Below are 18,331 nucleotides of genomic sequence, written 5' to 3'. Positions count from 1 at the left end.
CAAAAAAGAAGCCATCAAATTGATGGCTTCTTTTTTTTCTGGAACAGATAAATCTGAAAGGAGGCGGTCGCTGCAAATTGTGATGACTGCTCTAGCAATTTGCGTCGTTCAGGATTGGCCTTATAAGCATACGGCGTCATGGCGATCAGATTTTTTAAAGCCTGCTGATCCAGTGACATGATGCTCTCAACCACCCGTTCCTGTTTTAGCTCAAACTGTGCATCCAACTGTTCCACAAACTTCTGTGGCTCATGCAAGTTCACTTGCTCAAACAGGGCTTCGCGCAAATCGTATAAATGACGTGGCGCAGGCGTGACCACAATCAGATAGCCATTCTCTTGTAGCACTCGCATGATTTCATCTTGGGGAATTGGACTAAACAGACTGGTGCAAAGGTCAATTGAATGATCCTGAACAGGCAAAGTCGCTCCTGTTCCCACCACCCAAGTCACTTTTGAATTCAGCTTGGCGGCTCTTTGCACCGCAGTTTTGGCAATATCCACCCCGATACACTGTTGAGTATGCGCCTGCATTGCACTGGTGTAATAGCCTTCACCACAACCAATATCCAGCACAGCTTCAGGCTTAAGCTGTTGCAAAATTTCCACTACAGCCTGCTGCAAAGGTTGATAAAAACCTGCTTGTAGAAACTCACGGCGTGCCAGTACCGACTCAGGCGTGTCCCCAGGTGACTTGCTATGTTTATGCTGCACCACATGTAAATTGACATAGCCCTGTTTTGCTACATCATAGTGATGCCCTTTTTCACAACGCCAGGAGTTTTCAACCAAATTCAATGATTGGCGACAAACAGGACACATCAACAAACTCATCTATTTTCTCCAAACATAAAAAAAGCTGGTCAATACCAGCTTCTTTCTTGAATCTTGGTTTAACGTAATTTTAAGGTCATTAAGCCTAACACGACGAGGAAAATCGTGATAATCCAGAAACGAATCACAACCTGTGTTTCTTTCCAGCCTTGTTTTTCATAATGGTGGTGCAGAGGCGCCATCAAGAACACGCGCTTGTTACGCATACGCAATGAACCGATCTGCAAGAATACAGAAATGGCTTCCATCACAAAGACACCGCCCATAATCGCGAATACGATTTCCTGACGAACCATCACCGCAATGGTACCGAGCATCGCACCGAGTGCCAATGCACCGACATCGCCCATAAAGACTTGGGCTGGATGCGCATTGTACCAGAGGAAGGCCAAACCAGCACCGACCATTGCCGAACAGATGACTACCAGCTCAGAGGTGTATTTTACATAAGGAATATGCAAATATTCAGCGAAACGGATATCACCCGATAAATAAGCAAATACACCTAAACCTGCTGCAACCATTACGATTGGCATGATCGCCAAACCATCCAGACCATCCGTCAGATTCACAGCATTCGATGCACCGTTAATCACCAGATAAGTAAAGACAATAAATGCCAAGCCTAGTGGAACCGCTGATAATGGAATCGAGAGATTCTTAAAGAAAGGAATCAGCAAGTCCAGCATATTCGCTGTATGTACCGCGCTATCCTGCTGTTTTGCAATCACATATAAGGTAATACCTGCACCTAGAGACGCTACCGAAGTCCAGAAAAACTTCTTGCGTGCCGGCAAGCCAGCATTGTCTTTATAACGAACTTTAATCCAGTCATCGGCCCAACCTACCGCACCGAAGACCACCATCACGCCAAGTACGATCCAGACATATGGATTGGATAAATCAGCCCACAATAACGTACTGATCCCGATAGAGAGTAAAATGAGGATCCCGCCCATGGTTGGGGTACCCATTTTTTTGGCATGGTTTTCTGGCGCAAAAGAGCTCACCGCCTGACCATATTTTAATGCCTGTAATTTACGAATCATGACTGGGCCTAATACCAGTCCGATCGTCAAGGCAGTCAGCAAGCTCAACAAAGAGCGCAACGTTAAATAACGAACAACCTGAAACGAACTGTTATAGTCCGCCAATTGTTCAAATAACCATAACAACATTTAAATTTTCTCCATCAAGTCAGCCATCAACGTTTCCATATGGGTATAACGAGACCCTTTAAACAGGAAACTCATTGACTGGGGTTGATGTGTTTGGACTAAATTAATTAAAAACGGTAATGCTTCTGCCTGTGTTGCAAAGGCATGTAACTTTTCTGAATGAGATGAACCTTGTTGCGCTGCTTCAGCGAATTCACCGACGACAACCAGATGCTCTAATGGTAACGATGCCAAGTCTCGGCCGAGATCATGATGCTCTTGCCAGCTACTGTCACCCAGCTCACCAATATCTCCCATCACCATGACTTTTAAGCCCTGCTGCTGCAAGAGCACCTGTGCTGCTGCACGCATGGAAGTCGGGTTGGCATTATAGGTATCATCAATAAACAGATGATTCTGCTGCTGAATAAAGTTCAGACGACCTTTGGCACCTTGTGCTTGCTCCAAGCCTTGCACAATATCATCAAGCGCAATACCAAGCGCTAAAGCAAATGCGGTCGCTGCTGCAGCATTCTGTACATTATGCGCCCCTGCAAATGGCAAGTTCACTGCACGAACACCTTGTGGCGTATGCAAATTAAATTGTGCCGATTGAGGATGAAGTTGAATATCGGTCGCAAAGACATCGCCGCCTTCACCAAAACTCAGAATCGGGTGTGCCTGTGCATTTTCACGAATAGTAGCTGCATAATCATCTTGTGCAGGAACAATTGCGGTGCCTTGCGGCAAAATATGTGCATAGATTTCTGATTTAGCACGGCAAATGCCCTCGCGGCCACCAAACTCACCCAAGTGCGCTGTACCAATATTCAAAATGCCTGCCACATGTGGCTGCACCAAATTCGAGGTGTAATCAATTTCACCTTGATGACTAGCACCCAGCTCCATCACGGCATATTGATGTTCCTGACGCAGTTCCAGCAATATCATCGGCACACCCAAGTCATTATTCAGGTTGCCACGCGTGATCAGGGTCGGTGCTAAACGGGATAAAATACTGCCCAGCATTTCTTTGGTGGTGGTTTTACCACTGCTACCCGTTAAGGCAATGACTTTCAACTGTTGGTTTTGCTGACGGCGATAGGCTCCAAGATGTCCTAATGCCAAGCGTGTATCTTTTACGACGAGCTGTGCAATATCAGCATCAACAGGATGCTCTACGATGGCAATCTGACAACCTTGTGCAGCCACTTGTGCTACAAAATTATGCGCATCAAAACGCTCACCCTTTAAAGCAAGAAACGCATCGCCAGCCTCAGCGTGACGTGAGTCAGTCAAAATACGCTTAATTTCACCCTGTGGAACATTTTGCTGATGCCACTCCCCTTGGGTGGCGAGTTGTAATTGTTCTGCTGTCCACAGTTCTAATGGAACAGTACTGGTCGTTGAGGTATGCATCGTTTTTATTTACCTTTTTTCACACTATTGCGCAGGATAAGCAGAATGTACCGAATGTGGCTGGGCAGCAATTGCAGATTGCACTTCAACCACGTCATCAAACCAATGACGCACGCCATCGATTTCCTGATAATTTTCATGCCCCTTACCCGCAATTACCACGATATCTCCCGCTTGGGCTTGCGCTACAGCAAACTTAATTGCTTCACGGCGGTCATGGATTTCATGCATCACATGGGCAGTAAAATCAATACCCTGCTTCATGTCAGCAAAAATCTGTTCAGGATTTTCAGTTCTCGGATTATCCGAAGTCAGCATGACTGGATTGGCATGCTCAAGCGCGGCCTGAGTCATGAGTGGACGCTTGCCACGGTCGCGATCTCCGCCACAACCAAATACCGCCCATAACTGTCCAGTGACATGACGTTTCAATGTGGTGAGTACCTGAATCAAGGCATCCGGTGTGTGTGCATAATCCACCACAAATAGACGCTCAGCATCCTGAATCACCTGCATACGACCCGGCGCACCTTTCAGTTGCGGCACAAACTGCACCAAATCTGCCAGCGCAAAACCTGCATATTCAGCTGCAATCAAACTCGCCAATAAGTTTTCGACATTAAAATGCCCAAGCAATGGGCTTTGTACCGAATAAGCACCCGTTGGGCTCATCAGCGTAAAACTCGCGCCACTTAAACGATATTGCAAATCAGCAATATGATAGTCGGCAGAGGTTTGCGTCAAAGAATAGGTGAGGATTTTAGGTTGCGATGGATTGGCTTTTGCCGCATCCAACATAAGCGGTGCATGTGCATCATCTAGATTAATGACGACAGCTTTTAAGGTCGTAAATTTGAACAGCAACGCTTTTGCTTCAGCATAGGCTTCTAGCGTACCGTGATAATCTAGATGGTCACGGCTTAAATTGCTATACACCGCAATTTCAAGATCACAGCCATTGAGACGGCCTTGTTCCAAACCATGCGAACTGGCTTCCAGTGCAACAAAACTCGCGCCTTGTTTGGCATAGTCATGCAGCGCATGTTGCAACTGCAACGCATCTAAAGTGGTGTGCGTTGATGGCGTCAAGTTAGGTAAGATCCCGTTGCCTGTGGTTCCCATGACCGCACAGCCTTTGCCTTGCGAGCTAATCAACTCTGCAATCAGACGAGAAATCGTGGTTTTGCCATTGGTTCCCGTCACCGCAATACCACGTAAGGGCTGCACAGGATCAACTGCCTGCAAATACTGCTTTTGCCATTCGCCCATTTGATAGCGAACATCAGGACAAACCCATTCATTGGCAAAGCCTAAAGCCGTTTCACTAATTACCGCCAATGCACCTGCATCTAAAGCATTCTGGGCAAATTGGCGTGTTTTTTCTGGTTGGCTATAACTACTCAAGGCAATAAAAATTTGTCCCTTATCAACCTTACGGCTATCCAGAGAAAAGCCCTGAAAAGGTTGGCTATACCAAGCCGCATCTATGCTGATCGGATGTATCTGTTGAAAACTAATCGACATAATCTACCTACGGATTGGATTTTATAGAAGTATCAAGTGGCTTATCTAAAGGCACGTTGAGGAGACGCAAAGACTCCTGCATCATCCGTGCGAATACTGGGGCAGCAACCAGACCACCGTAATAACGACCTTGCGGGTTTTCGACCACAACAATCATCGCCAGACGCGGATCACTGATTGGCGCAACACCGGCAAACAAGGCACGATATTCACTGTTCGAGTAACCTTTACGGTCTGCACGTAATTTATGTGCTGTCCCTGTTTTACCGCCCACGCGATAACCCGGAATCACCGCCTGTTTCGCAGTACCGCCCGGCATGGTCACTTGCTCAAGCATGGTAAGTACTTGGTCAGCAATTTTAGGTTCGAGAACTTGTGTTCCTTCTGGCGCTTTGTCCAGTTTGCGCAAGCTCAATGGCATTTGTACGCCATGATTCGCCAACATGGCATAGCCTTGTGCCACCTGTAAAATGGTCGCATTCAGACCATAACCGTAGGCCATAGTTCCCAACTGCGATGGATTTAACTTGCTACCTGAATAGAGTAGACCCGCACTTTCCCCTGGGAATTTAACGGCTGAACGATGACCAAAACCTGCACGTCTAAAGAAAGAAGGTACTGTATCTTTAGGCAGAGACAATGCGATCTTGGCTGAACCCACGTTTGACGATTTAATAATGACCCCAGATACAGTCAAAGCACCATAGTTATGCGTATCACGAATCGTATGCCAACCTAAACGCATTGAACCCGGTGAAGTATTGACGATGGTATTTGGTGTGTATTTGCCACTTTCCAGCGCCGCTGCCACCGTGAACGGTTTCATGGTCGAACCCGGCTCAAACATATCAATCGCACCGCGGTTACGCATTGCATCTTTATTGTTGAGACCATTTTTATCATTCGGGTTATAAGATGGCCAACTGGTCATCGCCAGAATTTCACCTGTTTTAACATCGACCGCAATCGCTGTTGCTGAACGTGCATTATTGGCAACACCAGCTGCCGTAAGCTCGCGATACATAATGTATTGCAAACGCGAGTCGATACTAAGCGTGATATTTTCGCCAGACTCAACTTCTTTAATGACTTCAGAAACCTTAAGACGATTACCTTTTTTATCACGAATGATTTTTTGCTCACCATCGACACCAGAAAGCTGTTTATTCAACTGCATTTCCAGACCTTCAATCCCCACCCCTTCACTATTGGTCAAACCAATAATCTGTGCATTTGGTTGAGGTTGAGGATAGTAACGCTTATAACTTTTTTCGGCATAAACGCCCTGAAAGTTGCGTTTAATAATCAGGTCAGCTTGCTGTGGTGGAATTTCTTTTTGTAAAACCAGATAACGTGAACGTGGGCGTGCCTGCATTTGTTTCTTTAAATCGGCACGATCAACACCAACAACATCTGCCAGTTCGTCCAGATTCAGGTTTTTATCTGGCAATTGACGCTTTAATTTACGGTTATTCGGGTCTTTTTTCAGTTCAGCAGTAATTTCATCAAACTGCTGTTTGGTTTCCCAATAATCTCGTGGGTCGATCACGATTTTCATGATCGGGGTACTAATCGCCAAAGGCACACCGTGGCGGTCACTGATCACCCCACGCATCGCCTCAAGACGTTCGGTACGCAAAATATTGGCATTGGCTTTATTTTGTAAAAAGTCTTTATTGACCACTTGAACATAGAATGCACGTGCAACCAACACAACAAAGCAAAGCAGTACCGTGCCCCAAAGCAAATAAAATCGCCACATGTCCAAAGCAAGTGTTGGTCTTTCAGAAATCGACTGCTGTTTTTTTCGTATTGGTTTGCTTCTCTTATCTGCCATACAGCATGCCTTATTTATCTTGCTTTGAAGTCATAGGTAAAGAAATCACTACAGTTTGCGTAGCGGGTGGTGAGAACATACGGAGTTGTGTCACTGCCCGAGAACCAATCTGGGCAGTCGCACCAAAGGTTTGTTGCTCGATCAGCAAACGCCCCCACTCTGCATTCAGATCATCTCTTTCACGCATATAAGCGCTTAAGTCACGATAATCATGACGATATTCAAAGACTTGAAACACCACCATCATTGCACTGGTAAATACCAATGCAACGAGCACAGCATAAACAACAACTTTTTTCAGTCCCTTTTTGCTGCTTGGTAAAACGTCATCATCATTCTTGTTGTTCATTCTCAGCCTTTTTGCTCTAAACGCTCAGCCACACGTAGCCACGCACTACGCGAACGAGGATTTGCTTTTACTTCTGCTTCACTCGCACGAATACGAGAAACTTTCTTTAAACGTCGAGTATCAACCTGTGCTTGAGGCATGCCCCAGCCTGAATCTTCGGCCAAACTCGATTCTTTTTGAATAAATTGTTTGATTAAACGGTCTTCTAGCGAATGAAAGCTAATCACGGCCAATTGTGCGGTTGGTTTTAACAGAGCAACCGCTTGCGGCAAGAATGTCTCGATATCATCGAGTTCTTTGTTAATTGCAATACGAATGGCCTGAAAAGTCCGCGTTGCCGGATGCTTATGCTTTTCCCATTTTGGATGTGCTGTTTTAACCACTTCTGCCAGTTGAGCTGTTGTTGTCATTTCACCTGCCAGTTTAATGGCTTTAGCAATGCGGCGGCTATAACGTTCTTCACCATATTGGTAAATAATGTTTGCGAGTTTTTCTTCTTCGATATCCAGTAGCCATTCTGCAGCAGTTGGGCCTTGCGAATTGTCCATACGCATATCCAGCGGGCCATTTTGCATAAAACTGAAACCACGTTCGGCTTGGTCAAGCTGCGGTGATGATACCCCTAAGTCAGCCATAATGCCGTCGACTTCGGTAATACCAATATGAGCGAGTTCAGCCTGAATATCTGCGAAGCTGGCATGAATAATTTTAAAACGCGGATCTTCTTGTTCTAATTGTGCTGCAACTTCAAGGGCTTGAGGATCTTTATCAAAAGCATAAACGCGTGCATTTTGATCAAGTTTTGACAATAAAAGCTTGGTATGTCCCCCACGACCAAAGGTCGCATCGACAAAAATACCAGTATCGCGGCCTGCCAATACGCCATCAACGGTTTCATGAAGTAAGACAGAAATATGCGACATAAGAATTGGATCAACAGCTGAAAATGTAACTGCACATTATCACCTTGTTTTACGCCAGCACCAAACGACTTTTTGTAGAGAATTCTTAACTTTTCATAGATAAAACCGTTTTCTTGTCATTTTTCATGCAATAAAAAAGCAAACACCATCAGTATTTGCTTTTCAATCTTTTATGTTGATCTGAATGAAGATTAAATTTATGGTTTTTCTGCATAAATCTGATCAAAAACTGCACCATTTACAAAATGTGTTTTTTGCGCTTTTGCCCAACCACCAAACACATCATTTATATTGAATAATTTAATCTTTGGAAATTGTTTTGCGTATTTTGCCGCAACCTGAGGATTACGTGGACGGAAATAATGTTTTGCCGCCAACTCCTGCCCTAAAGGTGAGTAAAGGAAATTTAAATACCCTCGCGCCAATTGACGGTTGCCATTCTTATCTACCGTTTTATCCACGATAGCTACAGAAGGCTCTGCCAGAATGGAAATTGAAGGATAAACGATTTCAAATTTATCTTTGCCTAAACCTTGTGTTGCCAATAAAGCTTCATTTTCCCAAGACAACAACACGTCGCCAATGCCACGCTCAGCAAATGTCATGAGAGAACCGCGCGCACCTGAATCCAGAACTTTGACATTTTGATAAAGTTTTTTCACCAATTCCCGTGCTTTGGTATCATTACCGCCCGGCTGTTTCAAGGCATAGCCCCAAGCAGACAAATAGATCCAGCGAGGCGCACCACCTGTTTTCGGATTTGGTGTAATGATCTCTACCCCATCTTTGGTTAAATCATTCCAGTCACGAATATTTTTAGGATTACCTTTACGCACCAGGAAAACTACGGTTGAAGTATAAGGCGCAGAATTATCTTTAAACTGTTTTTGCCAGTCTTTACGGATTAAACCAGCATTGGCAATTTCATCAATGTCATTTGCCAGTGCCAAAGTCACCACATCGGCCTGCAAGCCATCAATAACTGAACGTGCTTGTTTACCTGAACCGCCATGAGACTGTTTAAAATCAACCTCCTGACCTGTTCTTTGTTTCCAGTATTGACCAAAGGCCTGATTATATTCTTGATAAAATTCACGTGTAGGATCATAAGACACGTTTAAAAAAGTCGTTGCGGCTTGTGCCATCCCATTTAAACCCAAGGCCAACAATGCCGCTGCAATCACTGTTTTCATTTATTGTTTATCCAGTCCACCCCATTTGTAACCACTATATTTATTTAAAAATAATTTACAATCAGTCGGTTATATCAATAAATTTATTACTTTGCAGTTTTTAAGCTAAGTTCAAAACCCACTGACTGGATTAAAAGTAGGCGGATGAGGACTTGTCCTTTAAAATGAGAAAAATTATCATTCTCCACTTTTTCTACACATTTGCTTGCTAAATTGCGCTTGTATACAAAGTAGTCATATTGCTATAAATGTAGATAAGGATGTGTCAAATTTTAATATTTTTGTAAAAAGTGTGACGTAGTTCTACTTTTTTATTAAGATTTATGTTTAAATCGTATTATTAAAGCAATACTATAGTAGTTTGGTTAGTCTTGTAGACTCAAATTCAAGAGGGGAATGTTAGCGATGCCAACATTAAAATTGAAGAAAACAGCATATATAAGCTTATTTTTGCTATGTTCTGTTCAAGCTGGACACGCAGCAGCAATTAAAGAAAGCAATAACATAAAAACGCTTGATAAATCATCTTCAAGCTTAATCGTCAAAGCACTTGATCAGCAAAAACGTAATACAACGATGCTGCCTTCAACCGATGACGAATTAAAAATGTTAAATACGATTCGTACTACACCAACGCAGACTTTTTTCGCGAGTCAACATGAGCGTTTTTCTCGTTTCGTTCAAACCATATTCCAGCCGCATACCTCATAATTTTTAAATATGTGCCCCTCACATGTTTAAATGAAGCCTAGTCATGTTGTGACTAGGCTTTTTCGTTATAATAGTTTCAATTTTAATTTAATCTCCGATAATTTATGAAAGTCCGTACCCGTATTGCCCCTTCTCCTACAGGTTTTCCACATGTAGGTACCGCTTATATCGCATTATTTAATCTATGTTTTGCCAAGCAGCATGGTGGCGAATTTATTTTACGTATTGAAGATACGGACCAACTTCGCTCAACACCAGAATCTGAAAAAATGATTCTGGATTCTTTGCGCTGGTTGGGTCTGAACTGGTCTGAAGGCCCAGATGTGGGTGGCCCGCATGCACCTTACCGCCAGTCAGAACGTATGGGAATTTATAAGCAATATGCGCTTGAGCTGGTAGAAAAAGGCCATGCATTTTATTGTTTCGCAACAGCAGAAGAATTAGATCAAATGCGTGCAGAACAACAGGCACGTGGCGAAACACCAAAATATGACGGTCGCGGTTTAAAATTATCAGAAGAAGAAGTACAACACCGTCTTGCTGCGAGTGAACCTCATGTCATCCGTATGAAAATACCTGAAGAAGGCATCTGTAAAATCAATGACTTACTCCGTGGTGAAGTCGAGATTCCATGGGCGCAAGTCGACATGCAAGTGCTGTTAAAAACAGATGGCTTGCCAACGTATCACCTTGCCAACGTGGTAGATGACCATTTAATGGAAATCACTCATGTCTTACGTGGTGAAGAATGGTTACCGTCTGCGCCTAAGCATCAGTTGCTTTACCAATATTTTGGGTGGGACATGCCAACACTGTGCCATATGCCATTGTTGCGTAATCCAGATAAATCAAAACTCTCTAAACGTAAAAACCCAACCTCAATCAACTACTATCGTGACATCGGTGTATTACCAGAAGCCTTGTTGAACTATTTAGGTCGTATGGGCTGGTCAATGCCAGATGAGCGCGAAATCTTTACATTACAGGACATGATTGAGAGTTTTGACGTGCAACGTGTTTCTCTTGGTGGTCCAATCTTTGATGTTGAAAAACTCAACTGGCTGAATGGTCAGTGGATTAAAGGCCTGACACCAGGACAACTTCTAGACCGTTTATTGACATGGAAGAGCGACCGTCAAACACTTGAAGATATTGCAGCTGCCATTCAGCCACGTATCAACCTACTCTCTGAAGCAGTGAACTGGGCAGGTTTCTATTTCAACCATATGCCACAAATCAGCAAAGAACAGTTCGAAAGCAAAAAACTGACGGAAGAACAGGTTCGTCAAAGCCTACAGTTTGCGATTTGGCGTTTAGAAAGCCAATTCACATGGAATAATGACACGGTCAGCCAGACACTGATGGATCTTGCCAATCAGATGGAAGTTAAAGTACGTGACTTCATGCCTGCATTCTTTATCGCCATTGCCGGTTCAACCAGTTCGACGCCTGTGATGCAAGCTATGGTTACACTTGGGCCTGATTTGACCTTTGCCCGTTTACGTCACGCACTCGAAATTGTGGGTGCGCCGAGCAAGAAAGAACTGAAAGCTTGGGAAAAGTTAAATGAATCACTAAAATTGCCGAAAAATGATGCAAATAGTGAGACTTAATTCAGTTTAATGATTGACGTGTGGGCGCATTCCCCCTAATATTGCGCTCACACATTCTGGGGTCATAGCTCAGTTGGTAGAGCGCTACAATGGCATTGTAGAGGTCAGCAGTTCGATCCTGCTTGGCTCCACCATCGTTTCGAAATACGAAACGAAAGCAAGAGTTATGCTCAAGTCATCCGTGTGTTGCCTCATCTGTCCCTATCGTCTAGAGGCCTAGGACATCGCCCTTTCACGGCGGTAACCGGGGTTCGAATCCCCGTAGGGACGCCATATTCTATACTCTAATAATTATATTTTTCTCACAATCTTGCCTCAAGCAGATTGCACATTTTCGAATTTTACATAAAATAGCCGCTTCTCTATGCTTGGACAAATTGTCGTATGCAATCTTCCAACTCAAATGCGAATTCAGAACCAAAAACGCTAAAGCGTGCCATGAGCACTCGCCATTTAGTCATGCTTTCTTTAGGTGGCGCGATTGGTACAGGCTTGTTTTTAGGTTCTGGGGAAGTTATCGCTCAAACTGGACCTGTGGGTGCAATTATTGCCTATATCCTAGGCGGTCTGATTGCCTATATGGTCATGCTCTGTTTAGGTGAACTTGCAGTACATATGCCTGTTGCTGGATCTTTTGGTGCATACGCTCAAAAATATATTGGTCCAGGCACAGGTTACATGATTTCGTGGGTGTACTGGCTCACCTGGACAGCAACTTTAGGTACTGAATTTACCGCTGCTGCTCTACTGATGCAGGAATGGTTTCCACATATTTCTATGTGGATCTGGACTATTATCTTTGCCGTCACGATCTTGGGGCTAAATTTAACCTCCACCCGCATGTTTGCCGAGTCCGAGTTCTGGCTCGCCTTGGTCAAAGTAGTCACGGTTATTGCCTTTATTATTCTCGGTTTGTTGGCAATTTTTGGTCTGATTCCATTTCATGGCTATGAATCAGCCCCACTCTTCCACAACCTGACTGCACATGGCTGGTTCCCGCAAGGTTTAATTCCAATTTTCACTACCATGTTGATCGTTAACTTTGCCTTCTCAGGTACAGAGTTAATTGGTGTTGCTGCCGGTGAAACCAAGGATCCTGCTGAAAATGTGCCAAAAGCAATCAATGCCGCTATCTGGCGTTTATTGATTTTCTTTGTGGGTACTATCATTGTAATCAGCGCACTCCTTCCTTTCCAAGTTGCTGGCTTAGGTGGTGAAGGTGTGAGTAGCAGTCCGTTCGTGACTGTGTTTAATTACATTGGTATTCCTTATGCCGATGACATTATCCGCTTCGTGATTATCACAGCGCTTCTTTCTGCTGCCAACTCGGGTCTGTATGCTGCATCACGCATGATGTGGTCTTTATCCGATCAGCGCCAGTTGCCAAGTGTTTTCTCTCGATTGTCAAAAAGTGGTACGCCAATCATTGCATTGGTGGTCACCATGTTTGGTGCAATTCCAGGTTTATTATCAGAACACTTTGCGCCTGAGACAATCTTCAAGAATTTACTCGGGGTTGCTGCATTCACTATGGTCATCGTCTGGATGAGTATCTGTTGGAGTCAATTTAACTTTAGACGCCAATGGTACAAGGCAGGACATACCGCAAAAGACTTAAAATTTGCTGCGCCGCTTTACCCGATTGTTCCGATCTTGGGTTTTATCTTCTGTTTCATTACAGGGCTAAGTATGGCAGCTGACCCTGAGATGCAAGCAGGCTTTATTGGTTGTTTGCTGTTTATTGCAGCATGTTATTTGAGCCATTACATTTTCTATCGTAATCGCAAATAATTAGATCACATAAAAAATGCAGCTCAGGCTGCATTTTTTATGCCTAAGGAAAAACTCTATTTCTCATATTTTTGAGCTTAACTGCTTATTTTTGATTATTTATTCCTCGATATGTTTTATTTTTAAACACTTGTTTGGTTTTTTTAATTTTTCTTGAGAAAAGTGTTTGACACCCCACCTAATTCAACCTAATATACGCCCACCTCTGAAACGTCCCTATCGTCTAGAGGCCTAGGACATCGCCCTTTCACGGCGGTAACCGGGGTTCGAATCCCCGTAGGGACGCCACTAAATTCGAGGAAAGGCAAAGATAAATCATCTTGCTGAGAATTTAGGCTTACAATCGATATGTTTCATATTCTGTAAGTAAATCTCCTCCGATAAGTCCCTATCGTCTAGAGGCCTAGGACATCGCCCTTTCACGGCGGTAACCGGGGTTCGAATCCCCGTAGGGACGCCAAATTCTAAAAAGCCACTGCATTGACAGTGGCTTTTTTCTTTTCTACTTTTGCTTTCTTAATCTGTGCCAATGCCGACCTGTACTTCCAAACGACCCGATTGCACGCGTAAACCACGAATCTCAAACTGATCAACCAGTTGCTGTACCAGTTCACGACTTTCTTGCAAAATATTCAAACCCGGCAAAATACTAAAATCAGTCAGACTTAATAGTTTATCGACCATCCACGAACGGTTATTAATGAAATCGATAAAACCTGCTTCCTCCAGATCGATATACCACAGGCGATGACCTTCTTTCTGAATCCCGGGGACATCACGAATCAGATGATTAATCAGAAAAGGAATCGGTAAAGAATTAATCAGTTCAAAACTGGCATTGCCCACTCGACGTGCCGCCCAATTGGTGAGTGTTCCCCCATGACGGATTTGCAAATCAAGATGTTCATCGACCTGACGTAAGCGTAAATATTTTTCTTGTCCAATGCGGCATTCCAAGACATTAAATTCGAGTGAAAGCCGATATAAAAACCGATGGTAATGTCCATCAAGTTCAATATGAAAACGGTCATTGCCGCATTCAATTTTAATATCATCAATCTCTGAGCGATCCATGCGCTTGCGAATCTGGTTATTCAGCAACATTTCTGGCAAGTATAAGGTAAGACTACTTTTGCCCAATGAGGCTCTTGCCATCGCCAAAGCCACCTGACGTGCAGCCTCACTGGTTTCTGAGACCATATCTCGAACCGTATTGCGCATCCCTTCCACACCACGCTTGGTATGATGCGTCACCTGATCCAGCGCATCTAAAGCAGCATCCGCTACACCTGCGATATTGCGTGAGGTGTCACTGGCAAATTCAACGGCATCTTGTGCGTGTTGCAAGGTCTTATTGATGAGTCGACGTGATAATGATGGTTTCACACCAGATACCTCTGTATCTGCTGGCATAATATCGAACATCGCCTTTTTTTTATCATCTTGTCGATTCAAGATGTTCTCCCTCTTCCCTTTCTTACTGGCTCATTTCTTATGAGCAACGATCTGCTTTCTGAACTTATTCGACGTTTTTCTGTAGATTATCATGCCCTACAAGACAATTTGCGTATTTTTGTTGCACAGTTTCATTTATTTCGGCCACTGATTTATCTCCTGATCACATGAATTTAGTCATCATCTGGGTTCATTGGCGCTGCGGCTTGAACAGGTTGTAGTATCTGAGTTTGACTTAAACGAATACGCTTATACTGTTCCAATGCCAGCTCAATCTGTTGCACTTTTTGTTGGGCAAATGCCTGCTCAAAATTCGGTAATTCTCGCAATGCCACCCAAGCTACCTGCATGTGCTCAAACGTATTGCCCTTTTCCAATTTGGTCTGCATCCAGCTCGCAAGATCCTGTACTCGCTGCTGCACCTCAAACTGTAATGCAAATAATCCACTACTTAATGCGGTTTCATCTAATTGCAGACATACAGCATGGATCTGTTTAAACAGGTGAGTCTGTTGTTGAAGATAAGGCGATAAAATTTCCATATAAAACCAATCTGCAACAGCAGTCATCTCAGTCACCACACGTTCGCGTTGGACATATAATGCATCGCATTCTGGATGCTGTTTATCCAAACGCACTTCACCTAAATACGCCATCAAACCGTGTTGCAGAATGAGCTGAATATTTTCAGAACGTGTTGCATCTTTGCGTTGTGATGTGCGCTGCTGAAGCCTCTCTATCAATTGATCATATTGAGCAGGCTCTATCAATAATTCCAGAATTGTGGGTTCCTGTTGCATTAGTTGCCATAGGGACTGGAGTAATGAAGGGTCCTGCCTAAATGTAAGATGAGACGATTTTCCTAAAGAATGTTGTAAAGCATTCTGCATCGTCTCCGCCTGAGCCAAGCCCGCCAACACGCTGTGCTCGCTTAAAAGCTGTGGTGCGCTGGCAATCACCTCCTGACTAAAAGGTAGATGATGTTCCCGTCCACCCCATATGCCATTTAATGTTTTTCCCAAAGCATTTAAGCTGCGCCCAACATCAGCCACCATAGTGGTTGCTGTCGCCCGCGTTTGTAGAATGGATTCAGGTAAGAGTAGGCTGACTGCCTGCTGCAAGATGTTCCGATATGCTTTGTGATCAATCGGTTTCTGATATCGTGCCAGCAGATCAATCGCATATTCGATATCGCTGACCTGAGATTGATATTCGGGCTGATTACGCTTGAGTAAACATTGAATATACGCATAAAAAGCCACTTCATTAAATTGAGATGATTGTGCTGCGGCCCATTCAAAATACTCAATCGCCTGCTTATATTGCCCTGCACCTGCATAAGCCTTCGCAAGTGCATTGGCATGCGGTGCGCACGGATAATGCTGCTGAAAATAGTTTAATAGCTCAATTTTCGGTTGCTGATCCAGACATTGATCCAGCTGACGTAAATAAGTATTGATTTGCTGTTGGGTTGGTTGTGGGGCGACAAAATTAAGCTGATACATCAAGCATTGCTCATACCAGCCATATTTGCGTGCGTGAGCGCTATAAGCCTCAATAAACTCGTCTTCAATGAGCTGAATCAACTGTGAGGCATAGACAATGTCTTCATCATTTTCATGATGAAATTTCCATTGCTTGGGCAAAGATATTTTAAAAAGCCGCAATAAAAAATTGGCGCTCAGATCTGGGCTTTCCGATGTCACCAGCATCAACTTATCTTGTGTAGAAAGATGCTGTGCTCCCTTCTGGATTCGGGACAAGCGTAACTTTAAAATTTTGGTGGGTAACATGCGTATCCTTTCGCATTATTCAGCCAACTCATCCAGCAAATTAACATGACTGTCGAAGCTTTTGCGACTAGCTTTAGACGAGCTGTAGTTCCATATTTGCAATCCTCATCACAGAGGCTCAACGCCACAAATAAGTAAAGTTATGTATTTGAATCGCTCAGCATTTTTGCTTTTACATAAATTTCGCTAAAATGGACAAAACAGAATAGGAACCCTCTATGCAATACCGTTGCCCTAAATGCCAAAGCGTGAAAATTATGCCTGCGAGTCAGGGTGCCAACAGCCCGCGCCCGAATGTGCCAAAAAGTCTGGTGCTTTTAGTGCCTGCGATTTTTATCTTACTGTTTTTAGTGCTGATCAGCATTGGGATGTGGATTTTCGGTAATGGTGCTGGACAAACCCTCCAAATCGCAACGGTTGTGGTTTTTGCAGTCTGTGTGATTGCAGGGGTTTTATTCTGGCGTGATCTGCCAGATTTCAAAATTTCGATGCAAGCATTTATGCAAGCGCAAAAGCATTGGAAATGCCGTGACTGCAACCATGAATGGCAGAATTAATAGCGCATCACAGCATTAATATTCACATCAGCCTAATGCTGATGTGAATGACCATGTTCCTCAGCATGTTGATGCGTATGTTCGCAATTCATTTCTGCATCATCTTCGATTTGGAGTGTCACCTCGGCAATACCATGTTCATGCGATAGCATCTCGGTTGCAGTACGATATAGCTGATTACGATCTGCATTCGGTGCAAACAAATGTACGGTCAGATGAATATTCTTTGAGGTAATCGCCCAGACTTTTAACTGGTGAATACTTTCCACCCCTTCAAGTGCCAGCAAATCATTGCGTAGTTTCTCGACATCGACTTCTTCTGGTACACCTTCTAACAGGATATTGATACTCTGCTTGAGTAAAATCCACGTTCTTGGCAAGACCCAGAAACCAATCGCAACAGCAATAATGGTATCGACCCAATACCAGTTGGTGAAATAAATAATCACCGCACCAATAATGACACCGACCGAACCCAAAGCATCACTCAATACTTCTAAATAGGCACCTTTCATATTCAGGCTTTCAGAAGCACTCGACATTAAAATCTTCATCGAAATCAGGTTAATCACCAGACCGATTGAAGCCACGATCAACATGCCCAAACTCTGGATTTCAGGAGGTTGGGTAAAGCGCTGATAGGCTTCATAAAGAATATACATCGCCACAAAAAACAGCATGGAAGCATTAAACAATGCCGCCAGAATTTCAAAGCGTTGATAACCAAAGGTTCGCTTATTGTCTGCTGGGCGTTTGGCAATCTGGATCGCTGCCAATGCAATGGCCAGAGCCGCTGCATCGGTAAACATATGCGCTGCGTCAGACAGCAGAGCCAAACTTTGAGTGATTAAACCTGCAACAAATTCGACAATTAAAAATGTTGTGGTCAGCACCAATGCAATCGTAAGTTTTTTGGCATTACCTTCCGTAACAACTGCATGACTATGGTCATGCCCTTGATGTCCACTCATGTTGGACTCCTTATAATTTTTAAATTCAACTTTCTTTCTACACTATCTCAAATCATCGATGAATAGGATGAATGAAGTGCAACGAATTGTCCTAAAATCTTTCTCGATCCAATCTCTAACCTATATTTACGATCGTGGTGGCGGCATGAATGCCGCCTGTTGATCTGCGGCATCACTGAAGTGCCGTCAGACCAACAAAGGATTT

Annotated in this window: 14 protein-coding genes, 4 tRNA genes and 1 pseudogene; 8 read left to right on the top strand and 11 right to left on the bottom strand. The window is 43.7% G+C overall.

The window, feature by feature from the left end:
• Positions 1 to 14: 14 nt before the first annotated feature.
• From PJ15_RS09825 to PJ15_RS09790, 8 genes and pseudogenes are all read right to left on the bottom strand, one after another.
• On the bottom strand, positions 15 to 833 hold the full coding sequence (locus PJ15_RS09825; protein WP_047430312.1) for a putative RNA methyltransferase: 819 nt from the start codon (positions 831 to 833) through the stop codon (positions 15 to 17).
• A gap of 59 nt (positions 834 to 892) precedes the next feature.
• Positions 893 to 2,011 (bottom strand): phospho-N-acetylmuramoyl-pentapeptide-transferase, encoded by a 1,119-nt coding sequence (gene mraY / locus PJ15_RS09820; RefSeq protein WP_047430309.1) that lies wholly within the window; start codon positions 2,009 to 2,011, stop codon positions 893 to 895.
• Positions 2,012 to 3,409 (bottom strand): UDP-N-acetylmuramoyl-tripeptide--D-alanyl-D-alanine ligase, encoded by a 1,398-nt coding sequence (locus tag PJ15_RS09815; protein ID WP_047430306.1) that lies wholly within the window; start codon positions 3,407 to 3,409, stop codon positions 2,012 to 2,014.
• A gap of 24 nt (positions 3,410 to 3,433) precedes the next feature.
• Positions 3,434 to 4,933, bottom strand: coding sequence for a UDP-N-acetylmuramoyl-L-alanyl-D-glutamate--2,6-diaminopimelate ligase (locus PJ15_RS09810; RefSeq protein ID WP_047430304.1), 1,500 nt, complete (start codon positions 4,931 to 4,933; stop codon positions 3,434 to 3,436).
• Between the two features lie 3 nt (positions 4,934 to 4,936).
• Positions 4,937 to 6,770, bottom strand: a pseudogene (gene ftsI, locus PJ15_RS09805) (penicillin-binding protein PBP3).
• A 10-nt stretch (positions 6,771 to 6,780) separates the two neighbouring features.
• Positions 6,781 to 7,119 (bottom strand): cell division protein FtsL, encoded by a 339-nt coding sequence (locus PJ15_RS09800; RefSeq protein ID WP_005227681.1) that lies wholly within the window; start codon positions 7,117 to 7,119, stop codon positions 6,781 to 6,783.
• 2 nt (positions 7,120 to 7,121) lie between these two features.
• Positions 7,122 to 8,042 (bottom strand): 16S rRNA (cytosine(1402)-N(4))-methyltransferase RsmH, encoded by a 921-nt coding sequence (gene rsmH / locus PJ15_RS09795; RefSeq protein WP_004776074.1) that lies wholly within the window; start codon positions 8,040 to 8,042, stop codon positions 7,122 to 7,124.
• 197 nt (positions 8,043 to 8,239) lie between these two features.
• On the bottom strand, positions 8,240 to 9,235 hold the full coding sequence (locus PJ15_RS09790; RefSeq protein ID WP_047430299.1) for a sulfate ABC transporter substrate-binding protein: 996 nt from the start codon (positions 9,233 to 9,235) through the stop codon (positions 8,240 to 8,242).
• Positions 9,236 to 9,640: 405 nt separating this feature from the next.
• Here PJ15_RS09790 and PJ15_RS09785 point away from each other — a divergent pair, with 405 nt between their 5' ends.
• The 7 genes from PJ15_RS09785 to PJ15_RS09755 all read left to right on the top strand — a co-directional run bounded on the left by PJ15_RS09785 (position 9,641) and on the right by PJ15_RS09755 (position 13,810).
• On the top strand, positions 9,641 to 9,946 hold the full coding sequence (locus PJ15_RS09785; protein WP_004776077.1) for a hypothetical protein: 306 nt from the start codon (positions 9,641 to 9,643) through the stop codon (positions 9,944 to 9,946).
• Positions 9,947 to 10,050: 104 nt separating this feature from the next.
• Entirely contained in the window at positions 10,051 to 11,559 is a 1,509-nt protein-coding gene (gene gltX, locus PJ15_RS09780) for a glutamate--tRNA ligase (RefSeq protein WP_047430296.1), read from the top strand.
• Between the two features lie 58 nt (positions 11,560 to 11,617).
• Positions 11,618 to 11,693 (top strand) — tRNA-Ala (locus PJ15_RS09775).
• Between the two features lie 63 nt (positions 11,694 to 11,756).
• Positions 11,757 to 11,832, top strand: a tRNA-Glu gene (locus PJ15_RS09770).
• A gap of 111 nt (positions 11,833 to 11,943) precedes the next feature.
• On the top strand, positions 11,944 to 13,350 hold the full coding sequence (locus PJ15_RS09765) for an amino acid permease (RefSeq protein WP_047430293.1): 1,407 nt from the start codon (positions 11,944 to 11,946) through the stop codon (positions 13,348 to 13,350).
• Between the two features lie 212 nt (positions 13,351 to 13,562).
• A tRNA-Glu gene (locus PJ15_RS09760) sits at positions 13,563 to 13,638 on the top strand.
• A 96-nt stretch (positions 13,639 to 13,734) separates the two neighbouring features.
• Positions 13,735 to 13,810 (top strand) — tRNA-Glu (locus tag PJ15_RS09755).
• 56 nt (positions 13,811 to 13,866) lie between these two features.
• Here the strand turns inward: PJ15_RS09755 and PJ15_RS09750 are convergent.
• Both PJ15_RS09750 and PJ15_RS09745 read right to left on the bottom strand, forming a co-directional pair.
• The gene (locus PJ15_RS09750; RefSeq protein ID WP_047430291.1) at positions 13,867 to 14,805 is read right to left on the bottom strand and encodes a hypothetical protein; all 939 of its coding nucleotides are present in this window, start codon (positions 14,803 to 14,805) and stop codon (positions 13,867 to 13,869) included.
• 173 nt (positions 14,806 to 14,978) lie between these two features.
• Positions 14,979 to 16,598: a hypothetical protein gene (locus PJ15_RS09745; protein ID WP_047430288.1), complete on the bottom strand. Its 1,620-nt coding sequence runs from the start codon at positions 16,596 to 16,598 to the stop codon at positions 14,979 to 14,981.
• 218 nt (positions 16,599 to 16,816) lie between these two features.
• Between PJ15_RS09745 and PJ15_RS09740 the strand changes: the two genes are divergently transcribed.
• A complete protein-coding gene (locus PJ15_RS09740; protein WP_005260013.1) occupies positions 16,817 to 17,155 on the top strand; it encodes a hypothetical protein in 339 nt (112 codons plus the stop codon).
• Positions 17,156 to 17,187: 32 nt separating this feature from the next.
• Here the strand turns inward: PJ15_RS09740 and PJ15_RS09735 are convergent, their stop codons facing one another.
• Positions 17,188 to 18,126, bottom strand: a complete 939-nt coding sequence (locus PJ15_RS09735; RefSeq protein WP_005260015.1) for a cation diffusion facilitator family transporter — start codon at positions 18,124 to 18,126, stop codon at positions 17,188 to 17,190.
• Between the last annotated feature and the right edge of the window lie 205 nt (positions 18,127 to 18,331).

The organism is Acinetobacter sp. neg1, from assembly GCF_000788125.1.
In the GTDB taxonomy this organism is placed as follows: Bacteria; Pseudomonadota; Gammaproteobacteria; order Pseudomonadales; family Moraxellaceae; genus Acinetobacter; species Acinetobacter vivianii.
This window is presented reverse-complemented; position numbering and strand designations above follow the sequence as displayed.